The sequence below is a fragment of the Janthinobacterium sp. SUN137 genome, assembly GCF_030587265.1.
Lineage (GTDB): Bacteria > Pseudomonadota > Gammaproteobacteria > Burkholderiales > Burkholderiaceae_D > Janthinobacterium > Janthinobacterium kumbetense.
This window is the reverse complement of sequence record NZ_JAPWHZ010000007.1, coordinates 138932-155407: the sequence shown is the minus strand read 5'-3', so window position 1 is coordinate 155407 and position 16476 is coordinate 138932. Positions and strand designations below refer to the sequence as shown.

Here is a 16476-nt window from a genome sequence, read left to right as displayed (position 1 = left end):
ATATATTATTGTTTTTAAGTAACATCCGCCATCGCGGTTGACGAAAAACAAGGGTGATCCCCTTCCACAGACCGGCAGACACGCATCTGCCGGCTTTCATACCCAAGCTCTGGAGAGTGCTGCACATGCTATCGATCAAACAGCTGAACAAAACGTATGCGAATGGCGTCAAGGCCATCAACAATGTCAGCCTGGAGATTCCCAACGGAATGTTCGGCTTGCTGGGGCCTAACGGCGCGGGCAAGTCCTCGCTGATGCGCACCATTGCGACATTGCAAGATCCCGATAGCGGCAGCATCCATTTCGATGGCATCGATGTGCTGCAGGACAAGGCCGGCCTGCGCCGCCAGCTCGGCTATCTGCCGCAGGATTTCGGCGTGTATCCGAAGGTCAGCGCGGAAACCCTGCTCAACCACTTTGCCGTCCTGAAAGGCTTGACGGAGAAGGGGCCGCGCAAGGAAGCCGTGGAAGCCCTGTTGCAGCAAACCAATTTGTGGGAAGCGCGCAAGCGCAACCTGGGCACGTATTCAGGCGGCATGCGCCAGCGCTTCGGCATCGCCCAGGCGCTGCTGGGCGCGCCGCGCCTGGTGATCGTCGATGAGCCGACGGCCGGCCTGGACCCGGACGAACGCAACCGCTTCCTGAACTTGCTGGCGAAGATCGGCGAGCAGGTGGTGGTGATCCTGTCGACCCACATCGTCGACGACGTGACGGACCTGTGCCCGCGCATGGCCATGATCGTCAAGGGGCAAGTGCTGGTACAAGGCGAGCCGCAGGCGGCCATCGACACCCTGCTCGGCAAGGTGTGGCGCCGCAGCGTCGGCATGGACGAGCTGGCGCAGTACCAGCAGTCGCACAATGTGCTGTCGACGCGCCTGGTGGGCGGCAAGCCGCAAATCAATGTGTATGCCGACAGCCAGCCCGACAGCGGCTTCGTGCAGATCGCCCCGGACCTGGAAGACGTGTACTTCTTGCATGTGCGCAACGCCGCCCGCAACGGCGCCGCCGTTCCCGCTGCGGCACCATCCGCCGTCGCGGCGTAAGGAGCGCGCCATGTGGAAGGAATTTTTCAAGTTTGACCTCGGCTATCAGCTGAAACAGCCGCTGCTGTGGGTATTTGCCGTCATCCTGGCCTTGCTGGCCTTTGGCGCCAGCAGCAGCGATTCGATCCAGATCGGCGGCGCCATCGGCAACATCAACCGCAATGCGCCCACCGTGGTGGCGCAGCTGTTGACAATGTTCAGCCTGCTGTCGATGTTGCTCATCACCATCTTCATCGCCGGCGCCGTGCTGCGCGACAGCGAAGTGGGCATGGCCGACATGCTGTTCGCCACACCCATGCGTAAATGGGACTACCTGTTCGGCCGCTTCGCCGCCGGCTTTGTCGCCTGCCTGGTCATCTTCGCCTGCATCGCCTTCGGCACCATGCTCGGCCCCCTCATGCCCTGGGTCGATGCGCAGCGCGTGGGCGCGTTCCCGCTGCAGGCGTATGCGTGGAGCTTCGCCGTGATGGTGATCCCCAACCTGCTCTTCATCGGCGCCCTGCTGATGCTGCTGGCGGCCACCACGCGCTCGATGATGCTGGTCTACGTGGGCGTGCTGGGCTTTTTCGTGCTGTGGGGCACGGCTGGCGCCTTTACGCGCGACATCAACAACGAATGGATCGCCGTCCTGCTCGACCCGTTCGGCATGCGCGCCCTGGGCCGCATGACGCGCTACTTCACGTCCGCCGAAGCGAACGCGGGGCTGCCGCCGTTTGCCGGCTTCCTGCTGGCCAACCGCCTGCTGTGGCTGGGTATCACGGCGGTGCTGTTCGCCGCCACCGTGATCCTGTTCAAGCCGCAGCGCACGGGCACGGGAAAACGCCTGTTCGGCAAGCACAAGGCCGAAACGGGCGGCCCCGCCGTCACGGCGCCGCGGGACCTGCCGCGCAGCGTCCCCACCTTGACGGCGGCGACAGCCTGGCGCCAGTGGTGGCAAATCCTGCGCTTCGACGCCGTCGGCGTCTTCAAGAGCCTGCCCTTCCTCGTCATGCTGCTGTTCGGCATGATCAACCTGATCGCTGCCGCGAATGTCGGCAAGAATATGTATGGCACGGCCGTGTATCCGATGACACATTTGCTGTTACAGCAGATTAGCAACAGCTTCAGCTTCCTCCTGATCATCATCGTCACCTTCTATGCGGGCGAACTGATCTTCAAGGAACGGCAAGCGCGGATCGCCGACGTCAGCGACGCCATGCCCGTGCCCGACTGGGTTCCCCTGCTGGCCAAATGCACGGCCCTGATCGGCGTCATCGCCGGCTACCTGCTGGCGGGCGTCCTCACGGCCATCGGCTTCCAGCTCGTCAAGGGCGGCGCGCCCGTGGAACTGGGGCTGTACCTGAAAGGCACCCTGCTGGGCGCCCTCTTCTTCGTGCTGATGGGCTTGTGCGCGCTCACCCTGCAAGTGTTGTCGAATAACAAGTTCATCGGCTACCTGCTGGTGATCCTGCTGATGGTGGCGCAAGCCGTGCAGGGCATGCTGCACTTCGAACACAATCTGTACGCGTTTGGCGGCACGCCGGCCATCCCGTATTCGGACATGAATGGCTATGGCCACTTCTTGACGGGCTGGGCCTGGTTCGCGCTGTACTGGAGCCTGTTTACCGTGGCCCTCGTCATGCTGGCGCAGGCGTTCTGGGTGCGCGGCCTGCCGAACGGCTGGCGCGCGCGCCTGGGCCTGGCCCATCAGCGCCTGCAAGGCCGTGCAGGCGCCGCGCTGGCCATGGTGCTGCTGTGCTGGGCAGGCACGGGCGGCTGGATCTTCTACAACACGAACGTGCTGAACAAGTACGAGACGTCGAACATCGGCATGGACAAGCAGGCGCGCTACGAAAAACTGTACCAGCGCTACCAGCACTTGCCCCAGCCGAAGATCACGGATGTCCAGGCCAATGTGGATATTTATCCTGAGCAACGTAAAGTCTTGATCAAGGGCCATTATGTGCTGCAAAACAAGACGGCGCAGCCGCTCGATACCCTGCGCATCCAGCTCGACCCGCAACTGAAGACGACGTGGTTGAACTTGCCGGCGCACAAGGTCGTACTCGACGACAAGGAGCTCGGTTTCAGCATCCTCAAGCTGGCGCAAGCGCTGGCGCCCGGCGCCACCCTGCCGCTGGACTTCACGGTGGCCGTCACGCACCAGGGTTTCACCAACAGCGGCGCGCCGGACCAGGTCAACCTGAACGGCAGCTTCTTCAACAACCAAGCTTATTTCCCCCACTTCGGCTATGCGAAGGAAATGGAATTGCTTGACCGCAATGAACGCCGCAAGCGGGGCCTGGGCGAACCGCAGCGCATGGCCAAGCTGGAAGACACGTCCGCGTATGGCAACACGGTGCTGGGCGGCGATGCCGACTGGATCCATTTCGACACGACGGTGTCCACCAGCGGCGAGCAGATCGCCCTGGCGCCCGGCTATCTGCAAGGCAGCTGGGAAAAGGATGGCCGCCGCTATTACCGCTACAAGATGGACCAGCCGATGCTGCCGTTCTTTGCCTACCTGTCGGCGCGCTGGGAAGTCAAGAAAGGTGCGTGGCGCGGTTTGCCGATCGAAATTTATTTCGACAAGAAACACGGCTACAACACGGATCGCATGATCACGTCCGTGCAAAAGTCGCTCGACTATTACAGCACCGAGTTTACGCCCTACCAGCACAAGCAGGTGCGCATCCTGGAATTCCCCGGCTACCAGAGCTTCGCCCAGTCGTTTGCCAATACGATTCCGTATTCAGAAGGCATCGGCTTCATCGCCGACCTGCGCAACAAGGATGACATCGACTATGTGTTCTACGTCACGGCGCATGAAATGGCGCACCAGTGGTGGGGCCACCAGGTGATCGGCGCCAATGTGCAGGGTGCCAGCATGCTGATGGAATCGCTGGCGCAATATTCGGCCTTGATGGTGATGGAAAAGGAATACGGCCGCGACAAGATGCGCCGCTTCCTGCGCTATGAACTGGACCGCTACCTGAGCGGGCGCGGCGGCGAAGCCATCGAGGAATTGCCGCTGGCGCGTGTGGAAGGACAGCAATACATCCACTACAACAAGGGCAGCCTGGTGTTCTACCGCCTGCGCGATGAAATCGGCGAAGCCGCCCTGAACCGTGCCCTGAAACGCTATCTGCAGGACAAGGGTTACCAGCAGGCGCCGTTCACCACATCGTCGGAATTGCTGGCCTACATCCGCGCCGAAGCGCCGCAGGACAAGCAAGCCCTGATCACGGACCTGTTCGAGAAGATCGTGTTCTACGATAACCGCGTCACGCAAGCGACGGCCGTCAAGCGCCCGGATGGCCAGTGGGATGTCACCATGCAATTGCACCTGGCCAAGCTGGAGTCCGACGGCAAGGGCAAGGAAAGCCCGCGTGCCTACGATGAACCGGTGGAGATCGCCATCTTCGCGCGCGCGCCGGGCGCCGGGGAGAAGGATGAAAAAGTCTTGTTCACCGACAAGCGCATGTTGTCCGGCAGCGACCCCGTGGTCACCATCACGGTGAAGGAAAAACCATTTGAAGTGGGTGTCGATCCGTACAACAAGATGATCGACCGGGTCTCGCGCGATAACCGCAAGGAAGTCAGCGTGAATTAAGGCTGCAATGAAACCTTGATGCAACGCAAACAGGCCGCCCTATCCGTGATAGCGCGGCCTGTTTTTTTACGGCGGACTCAGTACTTTTTCAGGCCAGAAAAAAGATCTGGCGCAGCGCACAGCCCACCTGTACCACACAGAACATCATGGCAAGGAGCAATAGCCCCAGATGGATTTTTAAAAAGATATCCAGTCTTTCCCGGCAGGCCACGGGCGGCACGGCGGCCGTTTTAAAACGCAGCCCTTTTCCGGCCAGTAGCAATAACACTATGCTGACTGAAAAAGATTGCAGAAAAATACGTCCTGGATACAAAGTCCACGCCAGTCCGATCAGGATGGAAATCAATGCCAGCACATCGCACAAGAGAAATAGATATTTTCTTTTTTGAAAATTCGCCAGCGATGCAAGCAGCCATCCCTTTTCCTTGCCGAATATGCGCTCCAGAACCAGCCATTGCGAACCTGATGAATCGACAGCTATATGCATTACAAGATTTTTCTTCAATTAAGCCAGTGACATTATCTGCGCACCAATGGCCGTAATATACGCACAGCATATTGCGGCCACGCTACGCTCAGCGATATAAAAATAATCAAGCGGGCATGTTCAACCCGCCATTATCTGTCCGCTTATGCCGAACAATAGGAATTATAGGCATACATCACGCCGGCGCCAATCAAGATGCCGCCACCGAGCGCCTGGCGTAAGATGGACGGTATCGTCGGCGAGTGCGCCGGCACCACGTTCAAGGGGAATTGCTTATGCTGCATCGTCACCTGCCCATCCGCGCCAGCCTGCTGCTGGCGGCCCTCGTTTTCACGGCGCCCGCCTGGAGCGCCGATGCTGTCCACAAGGAAACAGTAGAACTGACGGCAGGCAAGGCTGCGCTCAGCGTGAAAGGCAAGATCAAGGGCTATGCCACGGCCGAATACACGCTGGCAGGCAAGGCGGGCCAGACTCTCGTCGTCAAGCTCAAGACCAATCAACCGTCGAATTATTTCAACCTCCGTCAAGCCGGACAACAGGACGCCCTGTTCATCGGCTCGAGCGGCGGCAATAGTTACGAGGCAACGCTGCCGGCCGATGGCGAGTACACGGTGCAAGTGTATTTGATGCGCAATGCGGCGCGCAGGAATGCCGTGGCCAGCTACAGCCTGGAGATGCGGCTGCGCAATTGAGTCTCCGCGGCCATGACAGCGCAAGAGGCGCGTTCGCCACCACATGCTCCCCATGTTACGGCAAGGGGCCAATGAGATGCGGGAGCGCTGCCCCTGTCTTATCTGGCCGGATGCGCTGCCTGGCGTCGGGCGGCCACGAGCGATTCCAGCACCAGGCCCGTCATCACTGCCAGGATCGGCATCATGGGCTCACGGTATCGGAAGATCACGTAAAACAGCATGTGAACGCCCGTGTAGCACGCAAGCGCCAGCCAGAGCAGGGCGACCTGCCGATTCCTTAATTTTCGCATCAGCACAGTCCCGATAGCACCGGCAATCAGGAGCAGGAACTGTATCGCCCACAGCAGACGCACAAGCTTTTCTGCCGGCGACTGGTTGCCTTTTCCCGCATGCAGGGGAGGCGTCCAGAAGTACGCCGCTTTTTTCGCTGCCAATGCCAGGAACGCTGCCGGGTGGGCCTTCGCCCAGGAAATGGCCTCCTGTTTCAAGGTCTCGGAAGCCTGGACTTCTCCCGTTTTCCGAAGGGCATCCCAGGTGGGGCCGCGTGGTGTTTCCGAGATGGAAATGAACATGCCTGTCGCGGCGGGATTGTTACCCAAATACAGATTGAAGCCGCCATTGGTGTTCAAGACAGGTGCGCCTATCACTTGCATGTTCCGGAACAGCCATGGGCTGGAAACCACCAGCGCCACGGACAGCGCGAGCATGGCCAGGCTTGCCCGCCGAACCGTCGATGCGGGAGACAGCAGCAGCGCCCATGCAAGGACTGCAAGCAGTGACAAGGCGGCATTGCCCGTCAATGCCAACAGACCGAAGAGTACTCCGCTCCCGGTCGCCACGCTCTTCGAGGGCTGGCGTGCCAATCTCAGCGCACACCACATGACACCCAGCATCAGGGGAATCATCAGGTTTTCCTTCGCCAGGTAGATTCCGTAGATGCCGCCTGGCAGATAGAGCGCCCAGGCAGCAGCGGCGATGAGACGCCCCGACCGGCCTGCGCCAGCCTCTCTGGCCACCAGGTAGCACAGCACGATTGCCGCCCCGCCCAGGCACATGTTCACCAGACGAACCGCCAGGAGATCGTCGCCAAAGAGAAAAAAGACAGGCGCGAGTATCATCAGGGGATAGCCCACGTTATACATCGCGCGGTTGCCCATGCTGTCGACGATGCCATTCCCGCCAAGCAAGTTGAGCGCCATGCTCCTGTAGGCAAGTTCATCGCCTTCCGGCACATGCTGGAAGCCCGCAATCGCCGCCGCCCTCAAGGCGAGGCCGACGCCTGCGATGATTGCCAGCCACAGCCAATCTCGCTGTTGTTGGGCATCATGCTTGTCCTTCATCAACTCCTCCCCACCAAAAATACTCCCGCACAAATCAGCGCCACGCCCATCACACGGGGCAGGCTGACCTGCTCGCCCAGCAGGCAAGCGATTGGCAGGGTGAGCACGAATCCCAGGCCTGCCAGCGGATAAGCCTTGCTCACTTCCCATTGCGACAGCACGCCTAGCCAGGCCACCGCCCCCAGGCCATACAAAAGGAATCCCCCCAGCACATACTTGTCCGTGAGGATATGCATGAGGGTCATGAAGGACTTGGGCTGCGCCATCATCGCCTGCACCCCGTCACCGGACATGCCGGTCTTCAATGAGAACTGCGCCATGACGGATAGCGCGATGCTCAGGATGGCAATGCAGAACGTGTTCATGGGTAAGTACCCAACACCAGAAAATGCGCGCCCAGCATGACGGCCACCATGGCGCAGACGGTCATGCGGCTGCCGTGGTCCTTGAGGGCGTAGATCACCGGGTCATCGTGCATTTCCCCCCGGGAAGTTTTCACCCACAGGCGCGCAAGCCAGTAAATCAATCCCAGGGCAACCAGCCACAGCATCTGCGGGGTGCCGTAGCGCCCCTGCGTTTCCGGCGCACTGATGAACAGCCCGAACACCACCACGGCGGAGAGTGCCGCCCCGCCCCCCAGGGGCCACAACACGGCCAGGTCGCTCACCCGGTAATCCCGTCCACGCGTGGCTGCCTTGCCATTTCCTTCCAGGGTGACCAGCTCCGCACAGCGCTTCACGAGGGCGAGGCTGAGGAACATGAAGACCGAGAAGGCCAGCAACCAGGAACTCGTGGCAGTGCCAATGGCAACGGAACCGGCCAGGATGCGCAAGGTATACAGCAAGGACAGCATGAGCACGTCGATCAGCACGTATTCCTTGAGCACCCAGCTATACGCGCTGGTCAGCCCCAGGTAAAGCAGGAGCATCAGGAGAAAGGCATTCGACACGGACCAGGCCAGAACGAGGGCCAGGAGCAAGGCCCCCGCGGCCACGACCAGGCCCTTCAGAATCGGCAGGCGGCCACTGGCAAAAGGGCGAAGCCGCTTGCGGGGGTGCGCCCTGTCGCTTTCCAGGTCCCACAAGTCGTTGACCATGTAGGTGGCGGAAGCCGCCAAGGAGAACGCCATGAAAGCCACGCCCATGGTGCTCATCTTGCCCAGGTCGAGGAAGGAAAATGCCGTCAGCAGGGGCACGAACAGCAGCAGATTCTTTAACCACTGGTGGACACGCAGGGCTTTGAGCCACACGCCAAGCCCGCCGCTCGCTCCCGGAAACTCGCGTTCGATCGGGACGTGCCGCCGCACGGCTTGGGCCGTATTCCAGGCGACATCCACCAGCACCGCCGCCTCGGCGGCTTGCCAAATGGGAATATCTGCCTTGCTGTCGCCGGCATACACAAAGCATGGCCCGACCTGCTCCCGGATGGCTTGCAGCTTGGCCTTGCCCTTGAGATTGCGACCGGCCTGCGTCGCCAGCACCTTGTCGAACAGGCCCAGGTGCCCGGCCACGTTGCGGGCGATCGAATGGTGGGCCGCCGTCGCCAGGACAATCATGCGGCCCTTGCGCTTTTCCTCGCGCAGGTAATCCAGCAGGGACGCGCGGTAAGGGAGGTGTTCGCCCGAGATGCCGGCATGCGCCGCAATGGCTTCCTTGAAGCCCGCCCGCCCTCGCATGAGCCAGAACGGCATACGGAGCACATTGAGCGGGGAGTGCTTCACCACCTGGATGACGGATTCCAGCAGGGTATCGGTTGGCGTCAGCGTGCCGTCAAGATCGACAACCAGGGGCGCTTTGGTCGAAATAGCCACCATTTTCTCCCGATTCTGGTGTGGCATGGCAGATGGAGTGCTGAAAGCAGTGATTAAATTATAGGGGGAGCCATGATGGCGATGACCAACATATATCAAGGAAGAGAGCGGTTATCTGCTTGAGCTGAACGCCCGTAACACCTGAAAGAGACCCGCAAAAAAAGAGACCCGCAACAACAAATAAAAACGCCTCGCAAATCCAGGATTTGCGAGGCGTTATGTGGCAACGAGCCGTAGTGCGTCTTAGAACGGAATATCGTCATCCATGTCCGAGAAGTTCGGCGCCGGCTTCGGTGCCGGGCGTGGCGCCGGTGCCGGGGCTGGGCGCGGAGCCGGTGCCTGGCGCGGGGCCGGGGCTTCGTAACCGCCGCCACCGCCGTAGCTGTCATCGCCACCGCCGGCGTCGCCGCCCATGCCGGAACGACCGCCCAGCATTTGCATCTGTTCCGCGATGATGTCGGTTGCGTACTTCTCGACGCCGTCCTTGTCCGTGTATTTACGGGTTTGCAGACGGCCTTCGACGTAGACGGACGAACCTTTTTTCAGGTATTGGCCGACGATTTCCGCCAGGCGGCCGAAGAACGAGATACGGTGCCACTCTGTCAATTCTTTTTGTTCGCCCGTGTTGCGGTCCTTCGATTTGTACGAAGTGGCCACGGCGATGTTGGCGATCGCGTCGCCGCTAGGCATGTAGCGGATTTCCGGGTCACGGCCCAGATTGCCGACGATGATGACTTTGTTGACTGATGCCATGAATAACTCCTGATGAACTGCAGCGGGAGCCGGTGTCCCGCGCGTTAGTTTAGTGTACTAAACGAGGATTATAAGCGACCACGCGGCGCAAAGCACCCGCTTTCTGGCGGACGCCCTCTCCCGTGCGGCAGCACGTTTTTTTCACGGCAGGTGAAAACAAGAAACTTGAATACTGGTATTATATACAGTGTTTAAACGTCTGCACGCATCTGTATCAAACTTTGTCAGGGCACGTTCGCCTGGCGGCGCAATCCGCCCATGGCTGCCTCAGGCATGCAGAGCAAAACCCGGCTATAGTAACAGGTTGACCCGTTGTGGCTCCTCATCTGCACCCAGGCACAATGCGCCGGCCGCACCACTCACTGAAAGCAAGGCAATCACATGGAACAGATCCGCATTCGCGGCGCTCGCACGCATAACCTCAAGAATATCAATCTCGATTTGCCGCGCAATAAGCTGATCGTGATTACCGGCTTGTCCGGCTCCGGCAAGTCTTCGCTGGCCTTCGACACCCTGTACGCGGAAGGCCAGCGCCGCTATGTCGAGTCGCTGTCGGCGTATGCGCGCCAGTTCCTGCAGCTGATGGAAAAACCGGACGTCGACCTGATCGAGGGATTATCTCCCGCCATCTCCATCGAACAGAAGGCAACTTCGCACAACCCGCGCTCGACGGTGGGCACCGTAACGGAAATCCACGACTATTTGCGCCTGCTGTATGCGCGCGTGGGTACGCCCTACTGTCCCGACCACCCGGAAAACGCGCTGGCCGCCCAGTCCGTGTCGCAAATGGTCGACGCCGTGCTGGCCATGCCGGAAGACACCAAGCTGATGATCCTGGCGCCCGTCGTCGCCAACCGCAAGGGCGAACACGTCGACCTGTTCGAGCAGATGCAGGCGCAGGGCTTCGTGCGTTTCCGCGTGCAAAGCGGCACGCACGCGGCCAAGATCTATGAAGTCGATGACCTCCCGAAATTAAAGAAAACGGAAAAACACACGATCGACGTCGTCATCGACCGCGTCAAGGTGAACCAGGAGATCAAGCAACGCCTGGCAGAAAGTTTCGAAACGGCCCTGCGCCTGGCCGACGGCCGCGCCATCGCCTACGAAATGGATACGGCCCAGGAACACGTGTACTCCAACAAGTTCGCCTGCAATGTGTGCGGCTATTCCCTGCAGGAACTGGAACCGCGGTTGTTCTCGTTCAACAACCCCATGGGCGCCTGCCCCGAATGCGACGGCCTGGGACACATTGAATTCTTTGACCCGAAACGCATCGTCGCGTTCCCGAACCTGTCGCTCGCCTCGGGCGCCGTCAAGGGCTGGGACCGCCGCAACCAGTTTTACTTCCAGATGCTGTCGAACCTGGCCGCGTATTACGAGTTCGACCTGGACATGCCGTTCGAACAGCTGGCACTGAATGCCCAGCAAGCCGTGTTGTACGGTTCCGGCAAGCAAGTGATTCCGTTTACCTATGTCAACGAACGGGGCCGCACCGTCATCAAGGAACACACGTTCGAAGGCGTAGTCAACAATCTGCAGCGCCGCTACCGCGAAACGGACTCGATGGCCGTCAAGGAAGAGCTGGCCAAGTTCATCAATGAAAAATGCTGCCCCTCATGCGATGGCGCGCGCCTGCGCGTGGAAGCGCGCTTCGTCAAGGTCGGCACGGGCAAGCAGCAGCGCGCCATCTATGAAGTGGCGGAAAAACCGCTGCGCGAGACGCTGGAATTCTTTGAAAAACTGAAACTGACGGGCGCCAAGAAAGAGATCGCCGACCGCGTGGTCAAGGAAATCATTTCTCGCCTGAAATTCCTCAACAATGTGGGCCTCGATTACCTGTCGCTGGACCGCAGCGCCGACACGCTGTCCGGCGGCGAAGCACAACGCATCCGCCTGGCGTCGCAGATCGGCTCCGGTTTGACGGGCGTCATGTATGTGCTCGATGAACCGTCGATCGGCTTGCATCAGCGCGATAATGACCGCTTGATCGAAACCTTGAAACACTTGCGCGACATCGGCAACAGCGTGCTGGTGGTCGAGCATGATGAAGACGCCATCCGCACGGCCGACTATATCGTCGACATGGGCATCGGCGCGGGCGTGCACGGCGGCGAAATCATCGCCGAAGGCACCTTGCCCGAGATTCTGAAGAACAAGAAATCGCTGACGGCGCAATACCTGAACGGCAAGCTGAAAATCGCCGTACCGGCCAAGCGCCACGCCAGCAATCCGGAAAAGCAGTTGCTCATTACTGGCGCGACGGGCAACAACCTGAAGAAAGTGTCGCTGAGCTTGCCGGTAGGCTTGATGACGTGCGTCACGGGCGTGTCCGGCTCGGGCAAGTCGTCGCTCGTCAACGATACCTTGTATCCTGCCCTGTCGCGCCATTTGTATGGTTCGCAGACGGAACCGGCGCCGCACGACTCGATCAGCGGCCTGGAACACTTCGACAAGGTCATTTCCGTCGACCAGGCGCCGATCGGCCGCACGCCGCGCTCGAATCCCGCCACGTACACGGGCTTGTTTACGCCAATCCGCGACCTGTTCTCCACCGTGCCGACGGCCAAGGAACGCGGTTACAGCGCGGGCCGTTTCTCGTTCAACGTGAAGGGCGGACGCTGCGAAGCGTGCCAGGGCGATGGCGTGATCAAGGTCGAGATGCATTTCTTGCCCGACGTCTACGTGCCATGCGACGTGTGCCACGGCAAGCGCTACAACCGCGAAACGCTGGAAGTGCAATACAAGGGCAAGAACATCACGGAAGTGCTGGCTATGACGGTGGAAGAGGCGCATGAATTCTTCAAACCGGTCCCCTTGATCGCACGCAAACTGCAAACCCTGCTCGACGTGGGCCTGGGCTACATCAAGCTGGGGCAAAGCGCCACCACCCTGTCCGGCGGCGAGGCGCAGCGCGTGAAACTGTCGCTGGAATTGTCCAAGCGCGACACGGGCCGCACCCTGTACATCCTCGATGAACCGACGACGGGCTTGCACTTCCACGACATCGATTTACTGTTAAAGGTCATCCACCGCCTGCGCGACCAGGGCAACACCCTCGTCATCATCGAGCACAACCTGGACGTCATCAAGACGGCCGACTGGATCGTCGACCTGGGTCCCGAAGGGGGCGCCGGCGGCGGCCAGATCATCGCCACGGGCACGCCGGAAGACGTGGCCCTGAATCCGGCCAGCGTGACGGGTAAATACCTGGGGCCGCTGCTCAAGCAATAAGCCGCACCTCCCGCTCGATCCCCCGGCCAATGATCTTGCCCGGGGGATTTTTCTATGGGAAACTATTTTCTCTGGTCACAGCACCGGCTTTCAGAGAAAACATGCCGCACTTCCCTTCACGTTTATCCAGCTGGGTTCGCCATTGCGTAACCACGTCATGGTTGCTGTCGTCCAGCGTGGCGGTGGCGTGTTCCTGCATGCAGGGGATATCCGGCGAGTTCCTCCATGCGGCACCGGCCGCATCCGGCAAGCCGGCCGTGGTCACGGTGCCTGCCAATGCACGCGGCATCCTGTTTCTTCCAAATCAATCTCCCGATTTCCTGCTCAGGGATCAGGATGGCCATATCCTTGTCGGCCCGCCAGTCCCCCTTTCCACCAAGCGGTTTCGTATTATCGAGCGCGGTACGGGGCGCAAGCTGACACCGGTGGCGGTACGATTGCGCGTAGAAAAACAGGTGGGAGTACAGCCCTATATTTACTATCTGGCCAGCCCGGAAATGCAGCAATGCGCCGAAGAGAAGAACGCGTCCATGCCGATATGCCGCAGAGTGAAAGCCATGGAACGGAACTGGGACAAACCGGAACCGGAGGGGCCGAGCGATGCCGTCAAGCGCTTCGCCATGCAGCAGGGCTTGCGTGAGGTCAGCGAGGAAATCGATGCCTCCTATGGCTTATACAGGATCGAGGCGCGCGAAGGCTTCAAGCCTGGCAAGCTGTACGACATCAGCTATCGCTCTACAGAGCGCAAGCTAACAGCGGTGCTGCGCATGGGCACCACGCCCTTGCGCATCAATGCCCCAGGCCAATTTTCCATTCGCACAGACGGCGCACCGCGGCGTGAGCGTTTGCAGATGGCGCAGGGTGGCACTTGCTCCAGGACCGCCAAGCTGGCCAGCCAGCCCTTGCAACTGGCTTGGCCACCAGCCTACGACGCGTATGAGTCGCTTGTGATGTACTTCATGCGGCACAAATTACATCAGGAAGACAGGCAGCAAACCGCGCCGCCAGGACGCTTTTTTTCATTCCAATACTGGCCGTCCCTGTGTACCGACATCGCCCATGGCAGCAGCTTTCATGGCAATGGCCGCGAACTGGCGGTCGGCGATTGCCAGGCGCCTGCCGCACGCGAGGTCAAGGCCTACGCAGGCGTGCTGGAAGTGGAAGACCGCTTGCATGAGACAGCGCCCCTGTCCGTCACATTTCCAAAGGCAAAGCCGGATGAGTGTCCAGCCATGATGGACGAGGTCTATCCGATTTATTTCGTGCCGGCCCAGACAGGCTAGACGCCTCAAACGCGCAATAAAAAACGGCGCGGATTGCTCATGCAATCCGCGCCGTTTCTCTTTTTGCTAGCACCCCAGTCATTGCCGGCGTGTCATTTATCTCACGCCAGTCTTTGCCGGCGTGTTTCTCCCCCACTACAACTCTTCACACCTGACAAGCTTGTCAGGCGCCGCTTGACGCTAACTTACGCACTCAGCCGCTTTTCCAGCGCCGCCTTGTGACCTGCCAATTCCTGCGGCAGATGATACGCGAGTTTTTCAAACAACTCCGTATGCAATTTCAATTCTTCCACCCACGCGGCCTTGTCGATCGAGGTGATGGTGTCAAACTGTTCTTGCGTGAATGGCAAGCCATCCCAGTTCAGGTCGCCATACTGCGGCGTCGTGCCGAACAGGTTTTCCACGCCGCCCGCCTTGCCTTCGATACGCTCCAGCATCCATTTGAGTACGCGCATGTTGTCGCCAAAGCCAGGCCAGACGAATTTGCCAGCCTCGTCCGTACGGAACCAGTTGACGCAATAGATCTTCGGCAGGGCAGCCGGGTTGACCTTGCCCACCTTGACGCCCATGTCCAGCCAGTGCTGGAAGTAATCGCTCATGTTATAGCCGATAAACGGCAACATGGCAAATGGATCGCGGCGCACGACGCCCATCTGGCCCACGGCGGCAGCCGTCGTTTCCGAACCCATGGTGGCGGCCATGTAGACGCCCTCGACCCAGTTGCGCGCTTCAGTGACGAGCGGCACGGTGGTGGAGCGGCGGCCGCCGAAGATGAAGGCCGAGATCGGCACGCCGGCCGGATCGTCCCAGGCAGCGTCGATCACTGGGTTTTGCGTTGCCGCAACCGTGAAGCGCGCGTTCGGGTGCGCCGCCTTGGTGCCGGACGCTGGCGTCCAGTCCTTGCCCTGCCAGTCGATCAGGTGGCTTGGTGCTTCTTTCGTCAAGCCTTCCCACCAGACGTCGCCGTCGTCCGTCAACGCCACGTTGGTGAAGATCGTGTTGTCGCGCATGGACGCCATGCAGTTGTAATTGGTTTTTTCGTTGGTGCCCGGCGCCACGCCAAAATAACCGGCTTCCGGGTTGATGGCGTACAAACGGCCGTCGGCACCCGGCTTGATCCAGGCGATATCGTCGCCGATGGTGGTCACTTTCCAGCCGTTAAAACTTGCCGGCGGGATCAGCATGGCGAAGTTGGTCTTGCCGCAAGCGGACGGGAACGCTGCCGCCACGTAGTGTTTCTTGCCTTCCGGCGATTCCACGCCGAGGATCAGCATGTGTTCGGCCAGCCAGCCCGGGTTGCTGTCCGATGCTTGCGCTTCCTGGTAACCCATGTTCGAGGCGATGCGCAGGGCGAAACATTTCTTGCCCAGCAAGGCGTTGCCGCCGTAACCCGAACCGAAGGACCAGATTTCGCGCGTTTCCGGGAAATGCACGATGTATTTGGTGCTGTTGCACGGCCATTTCACGTCGGCCTGGCCGGCAGCCAGCGGTGCGCCCACGCTGTGTACGCACGGCACGAACTCGCCATCCGTGCCCAGCACGTCATACACGGCACGGCCCATGCGGGTCATGATCTTCATGTTGACGGCGACATATGGCGAATCGGACAGTTCCACGCCGATGTGCGCGATCGGCGAACCCAGCGGGCCCATCGAGAAGGGCACGACGTACATGGTGCGGCCGCGCATGCAACCATCGAACAGGCCGTTCAAGGTGTGGCGCATTTCGCCAGGCTCGGTCCAGTTATTCGTCGGGCCGGCCGCTTCTTTTGTTGCCGAGCAGATATACGTGCGGTCTTCGACGCGGGCCACGTCGCTCGGATCGGAGCAGGCCAGGTAGGAATTCGGGCGCTTTTGCGCATTCAGTTTTTTCATGGTGCCGCTGGCAACCATTTCAGCGCACAGGCGCTCATACTCTTCTTGCGAACCATCGCACCAGTAAATACGCTCTGGCTTGGTCAGCGCAGCAATGTCGGCCACCCAGTTGATCAGTTTCTGTTGTTTAATATAAGCTGGGACGTTGAGTGCGGCGACGCCACCCATGACGGGCTGATTCATATTACCTCCAATACCAATAAAAGAAATTCTGGTCATTCCGGCAAGACAGGCAGCATCGTTGAGAGGTGGCTGCGGCTCACTGCGGGCGGTGTGCTCACGCGGGCAGGGCTCTGGTGTCGTTTACCTGGATCATGCACCCAGGCTGCAGGAACAGTTTGCGCTATAACTATAATCAGGAAGCTTCAAAA

12 protein-coding genes are annotated in these 16476 nt (G+C 60.1%); 5 read left to right on the top strand and 7 right to left on the bottom strand.

Annotated features, from left to right (window positions below):
• Positions 1-125: 125 nt before the first annotated feature.
• Entirely contained in the window at positions 126-1043 is a 918-nt protein-coding gene (locus O3298_RS28475) for an ABC transporter ATP-binding protein (protein ID WP_289919910.1), read from the top strand.
• A 10-nt stretch (positions 1044-1053) separates the two neighbouring features.
• Positions 1054-4635 (top strand): M1 family aminopeptidase, encoded by a 3582-nt coding sequence (locus O3298_RS28470; protein ID WP_305061130.1) that lies wholly within the window; start codon positions 1054-1056, stop codon positions 4633-4635.
• A gap of 88 nt (positions 4636-4723) precedes the next feature.
• On the opposite strand, the gene O3298_RS28465 is transcribed toward O3298_RS28470, so the two are convergent.
• Complete coding sequence (locus O3298_RS28465; RefSeq protein ID WP_305061129.1) at positions 4724-5122, bottom strand: hypothetical protein; 399 nt, start codon at positions 5120-5122, stop codon at positions 4724-4726.
• Positions 5123-5265: 143 nt separating this feature from the next.
• Entirely contained in the window at positions 5266-5406 is a 141-nt protein-coding gene (locus O3298_RS28460; RefSeq protein ID WP_305061128.1) for a hypothetical protein, read from the bottom strand.
• Here O3298_RS28460 and O3298_RS28455 point away from each other — a divergent pair.
• Positions 5398-5814: a hypothetical protein gene (locus O3298_RS28455; protein WP_305061127.1), complete on the top strand. Its 417-nt coding sequence runs from the start codon at positions 5398-5400 to the stop codon at positions 5812-5814. The genes O3298_RS28460 and O3298_RS28455 overlap by 9 nt on opposite strands.
• 98 nt (positions 5815-5912) lie before the next feature.
• Here the strand turns inward: O3298_RS28455 and O3298_RS28450 are convergent, their stop codons facing one another.
• The 4 genes from O3298_RS28450 to ssb all read right to left on the bottom strand — a co-directional run bounded on the left by O3298_RS28450 (position 5913) and on the right by ssb (position 9717).
• Positions 5913-7154, bottom strand: coding sequence for a glycosyltransferase family 39 protein (locus O3298_RS28450; protein ID WP_305061126.1), 1242 nt, complete (start codon positions 7152-7154; stop codon positions 5913-5915).
• Entirely contained in the window at positions 7154-7519 is a 366-nt protein-coding gene (locus O3298_RS28445; protein WP_077398178.1) for a hypothetical protein, read from the bottom strand. Before O3298_RS28445 ends, O3298_RS28450 begins: the two co-directional genes overlap by 1 nt.
• Positions 7516-8991 carry a UbiA family prenyltransferase gene (locus O3298_RS28440; RefSeq protein WP_305061125.1) on the bottom strand — a complete coding sequence of 492 codons (1476 nt, stop codon included), beginning with the start codon at positions 8989-8991 and terminating at the stop codon, positions 7516-7518. The genes O3298_RS28445 and O3298_RS28440 overlap by 4 nt, the downstream gene beginning before the upstream one ends.
• A gap of 216 nt (positions 8992-9207) precedes the next feature.
• Entirely contained in the window at positions 9208-9717 is a 510-nt protein-coding gene (gene ssb, locus O3298_RS28435) for a single-stranded DNA-binding protein (protein WP_034781209.1), read from the bottom strand.
• Positions 9718-10098: 381 nt separating this feature from the next.
• On the opposite strand from ssb, the gene uvrA reads away from it, so the two are divergent.
• Both uvrA and O3298_RS28425 read left to right on the top strand, forming a co-directional pair.
• Positions 10099-12948 carry an excinuclease ABC subunit UvrA gene (gene uvrA, locus O3298_RS28430; RefSeq protein WP_305061124.1) on the top strand — a complete coding sequence of 950 codons (2850 nt, stop codon included), beginning with the start codon at positions 10099-10101 and terminating at the stop codon, positions 12946-12948.
• A gap of 101 nt (positions 12949-13049) precedes the next feature.
• On the top strand, positions 13050-14231 hold the full coding sequence (locus O3298_RS28425) for a hypothetical protein (protein WP_305061123.1): 1182 nt from the start codon (positions 13050-13052) through the stop codon (positions 14229-14231).
• 185 nt (positions 14232-14416) lie between these two features.
• Here the strand turns inward: O3298_RS28425 and O3298_RS28420 are convergent, their stop codons facing one another.
• Positions 14417-16288, bottom strand: a complete 1872-nt coding sequence (locus O3298_RS28420) for a phosphoenolpyruvate carboxykinase (GTP) (RefSeq protein ID WP_099666117.1) — start codon at positions 16286-16288, stop codon at positions 14417-14419.
• Positions 16289-16476 lie beyond the last annotated feature (188 nt).

Bases quoted from the DNA above. Each gene is read 5' to 3' on its own strand.
- O3298_RS28445 (WP_077398178.1), bottom strand. From the start codon at position 7,519: ATGAACACGTTCTGCATTGCCATCCTGAGCATCGCGCTATCCGTCATG.
- ssb (WP_034781209.1), bottom strand. From the start codon at position 9,717: ATGGCATCAGTCAACAAAGTCATCATCGTCGGCAATCTGGGCCGTGAC.
- O3298_RS28420 (WP_099666117.1), bottom strand. From the start codon at position 16,288: ATGAATCAGCCCGTCATGGGTGGCGTCGCCGCACTCAACGTCCCAGCT.
- O3298_RS28455 (WP_305061127.1), top strand. From the start codon at position 5,398: ATGCTGCATCGTCACCTGCCCATCCGCGCCAGCCTGCTGCTGGCGGCC.
- O3298_RS28450 (WP_305061126.1), bottom strand. From the start codon at position 7,154: ATGAAGGACAAGCATGATGCCCAACAACAGCGAGATTGGCTGTGGCTG.
- O3298_RS28440 (WP_305061125.1), bottom strand. From the start codon at position 8,991: ATGCCACACCAGAATCGGGAGAAAATGGTGGCTATTTCGACCAAAGCG.
- O3298_RS28460 (WP_305061128.1), bottom strand. From the start codon at position 5,406: ATGCAGCATAAGCAATTCCCCTTGAACGTGGTGCCGGCGCACTCGCCG.
- O3298_RS28425 (WP_305061123.1), top strand. From the start codon at position 13,050: ATGCCGCACTTCCCTTCACGTTTATCCAGCTGGGTTCGCCATTGCGTA.
- O3298_RS28470 (WP_305061130.1), top strand. From the start codon at position 1,054: ATGTGGAAGGAATTTTTCAAGTTTGACCTCGGCTATCAGCTGAAACAG.
- uvrA (WP_305061124.1), top strand. From the start codon at position 10,099: ATGGAACAGATCCGCATTCGCGGCGCTCGCACGCATAACCTCAAGAAT.
- O3298_RS28475 (WP_289919910.1), top strand. From the start codon at position 126: ATGCTATCGATCAAACAGCTGAACAAAACGTATGCGAATGGCGTCAAG.
- O3298_RS28465 (WP_305061129.1), bottom strand. From the start codon at position 5,122: ATGCATATAGCTGTCGATTCATCAGGTTCGCAATGGCTGGTTCTGGAG.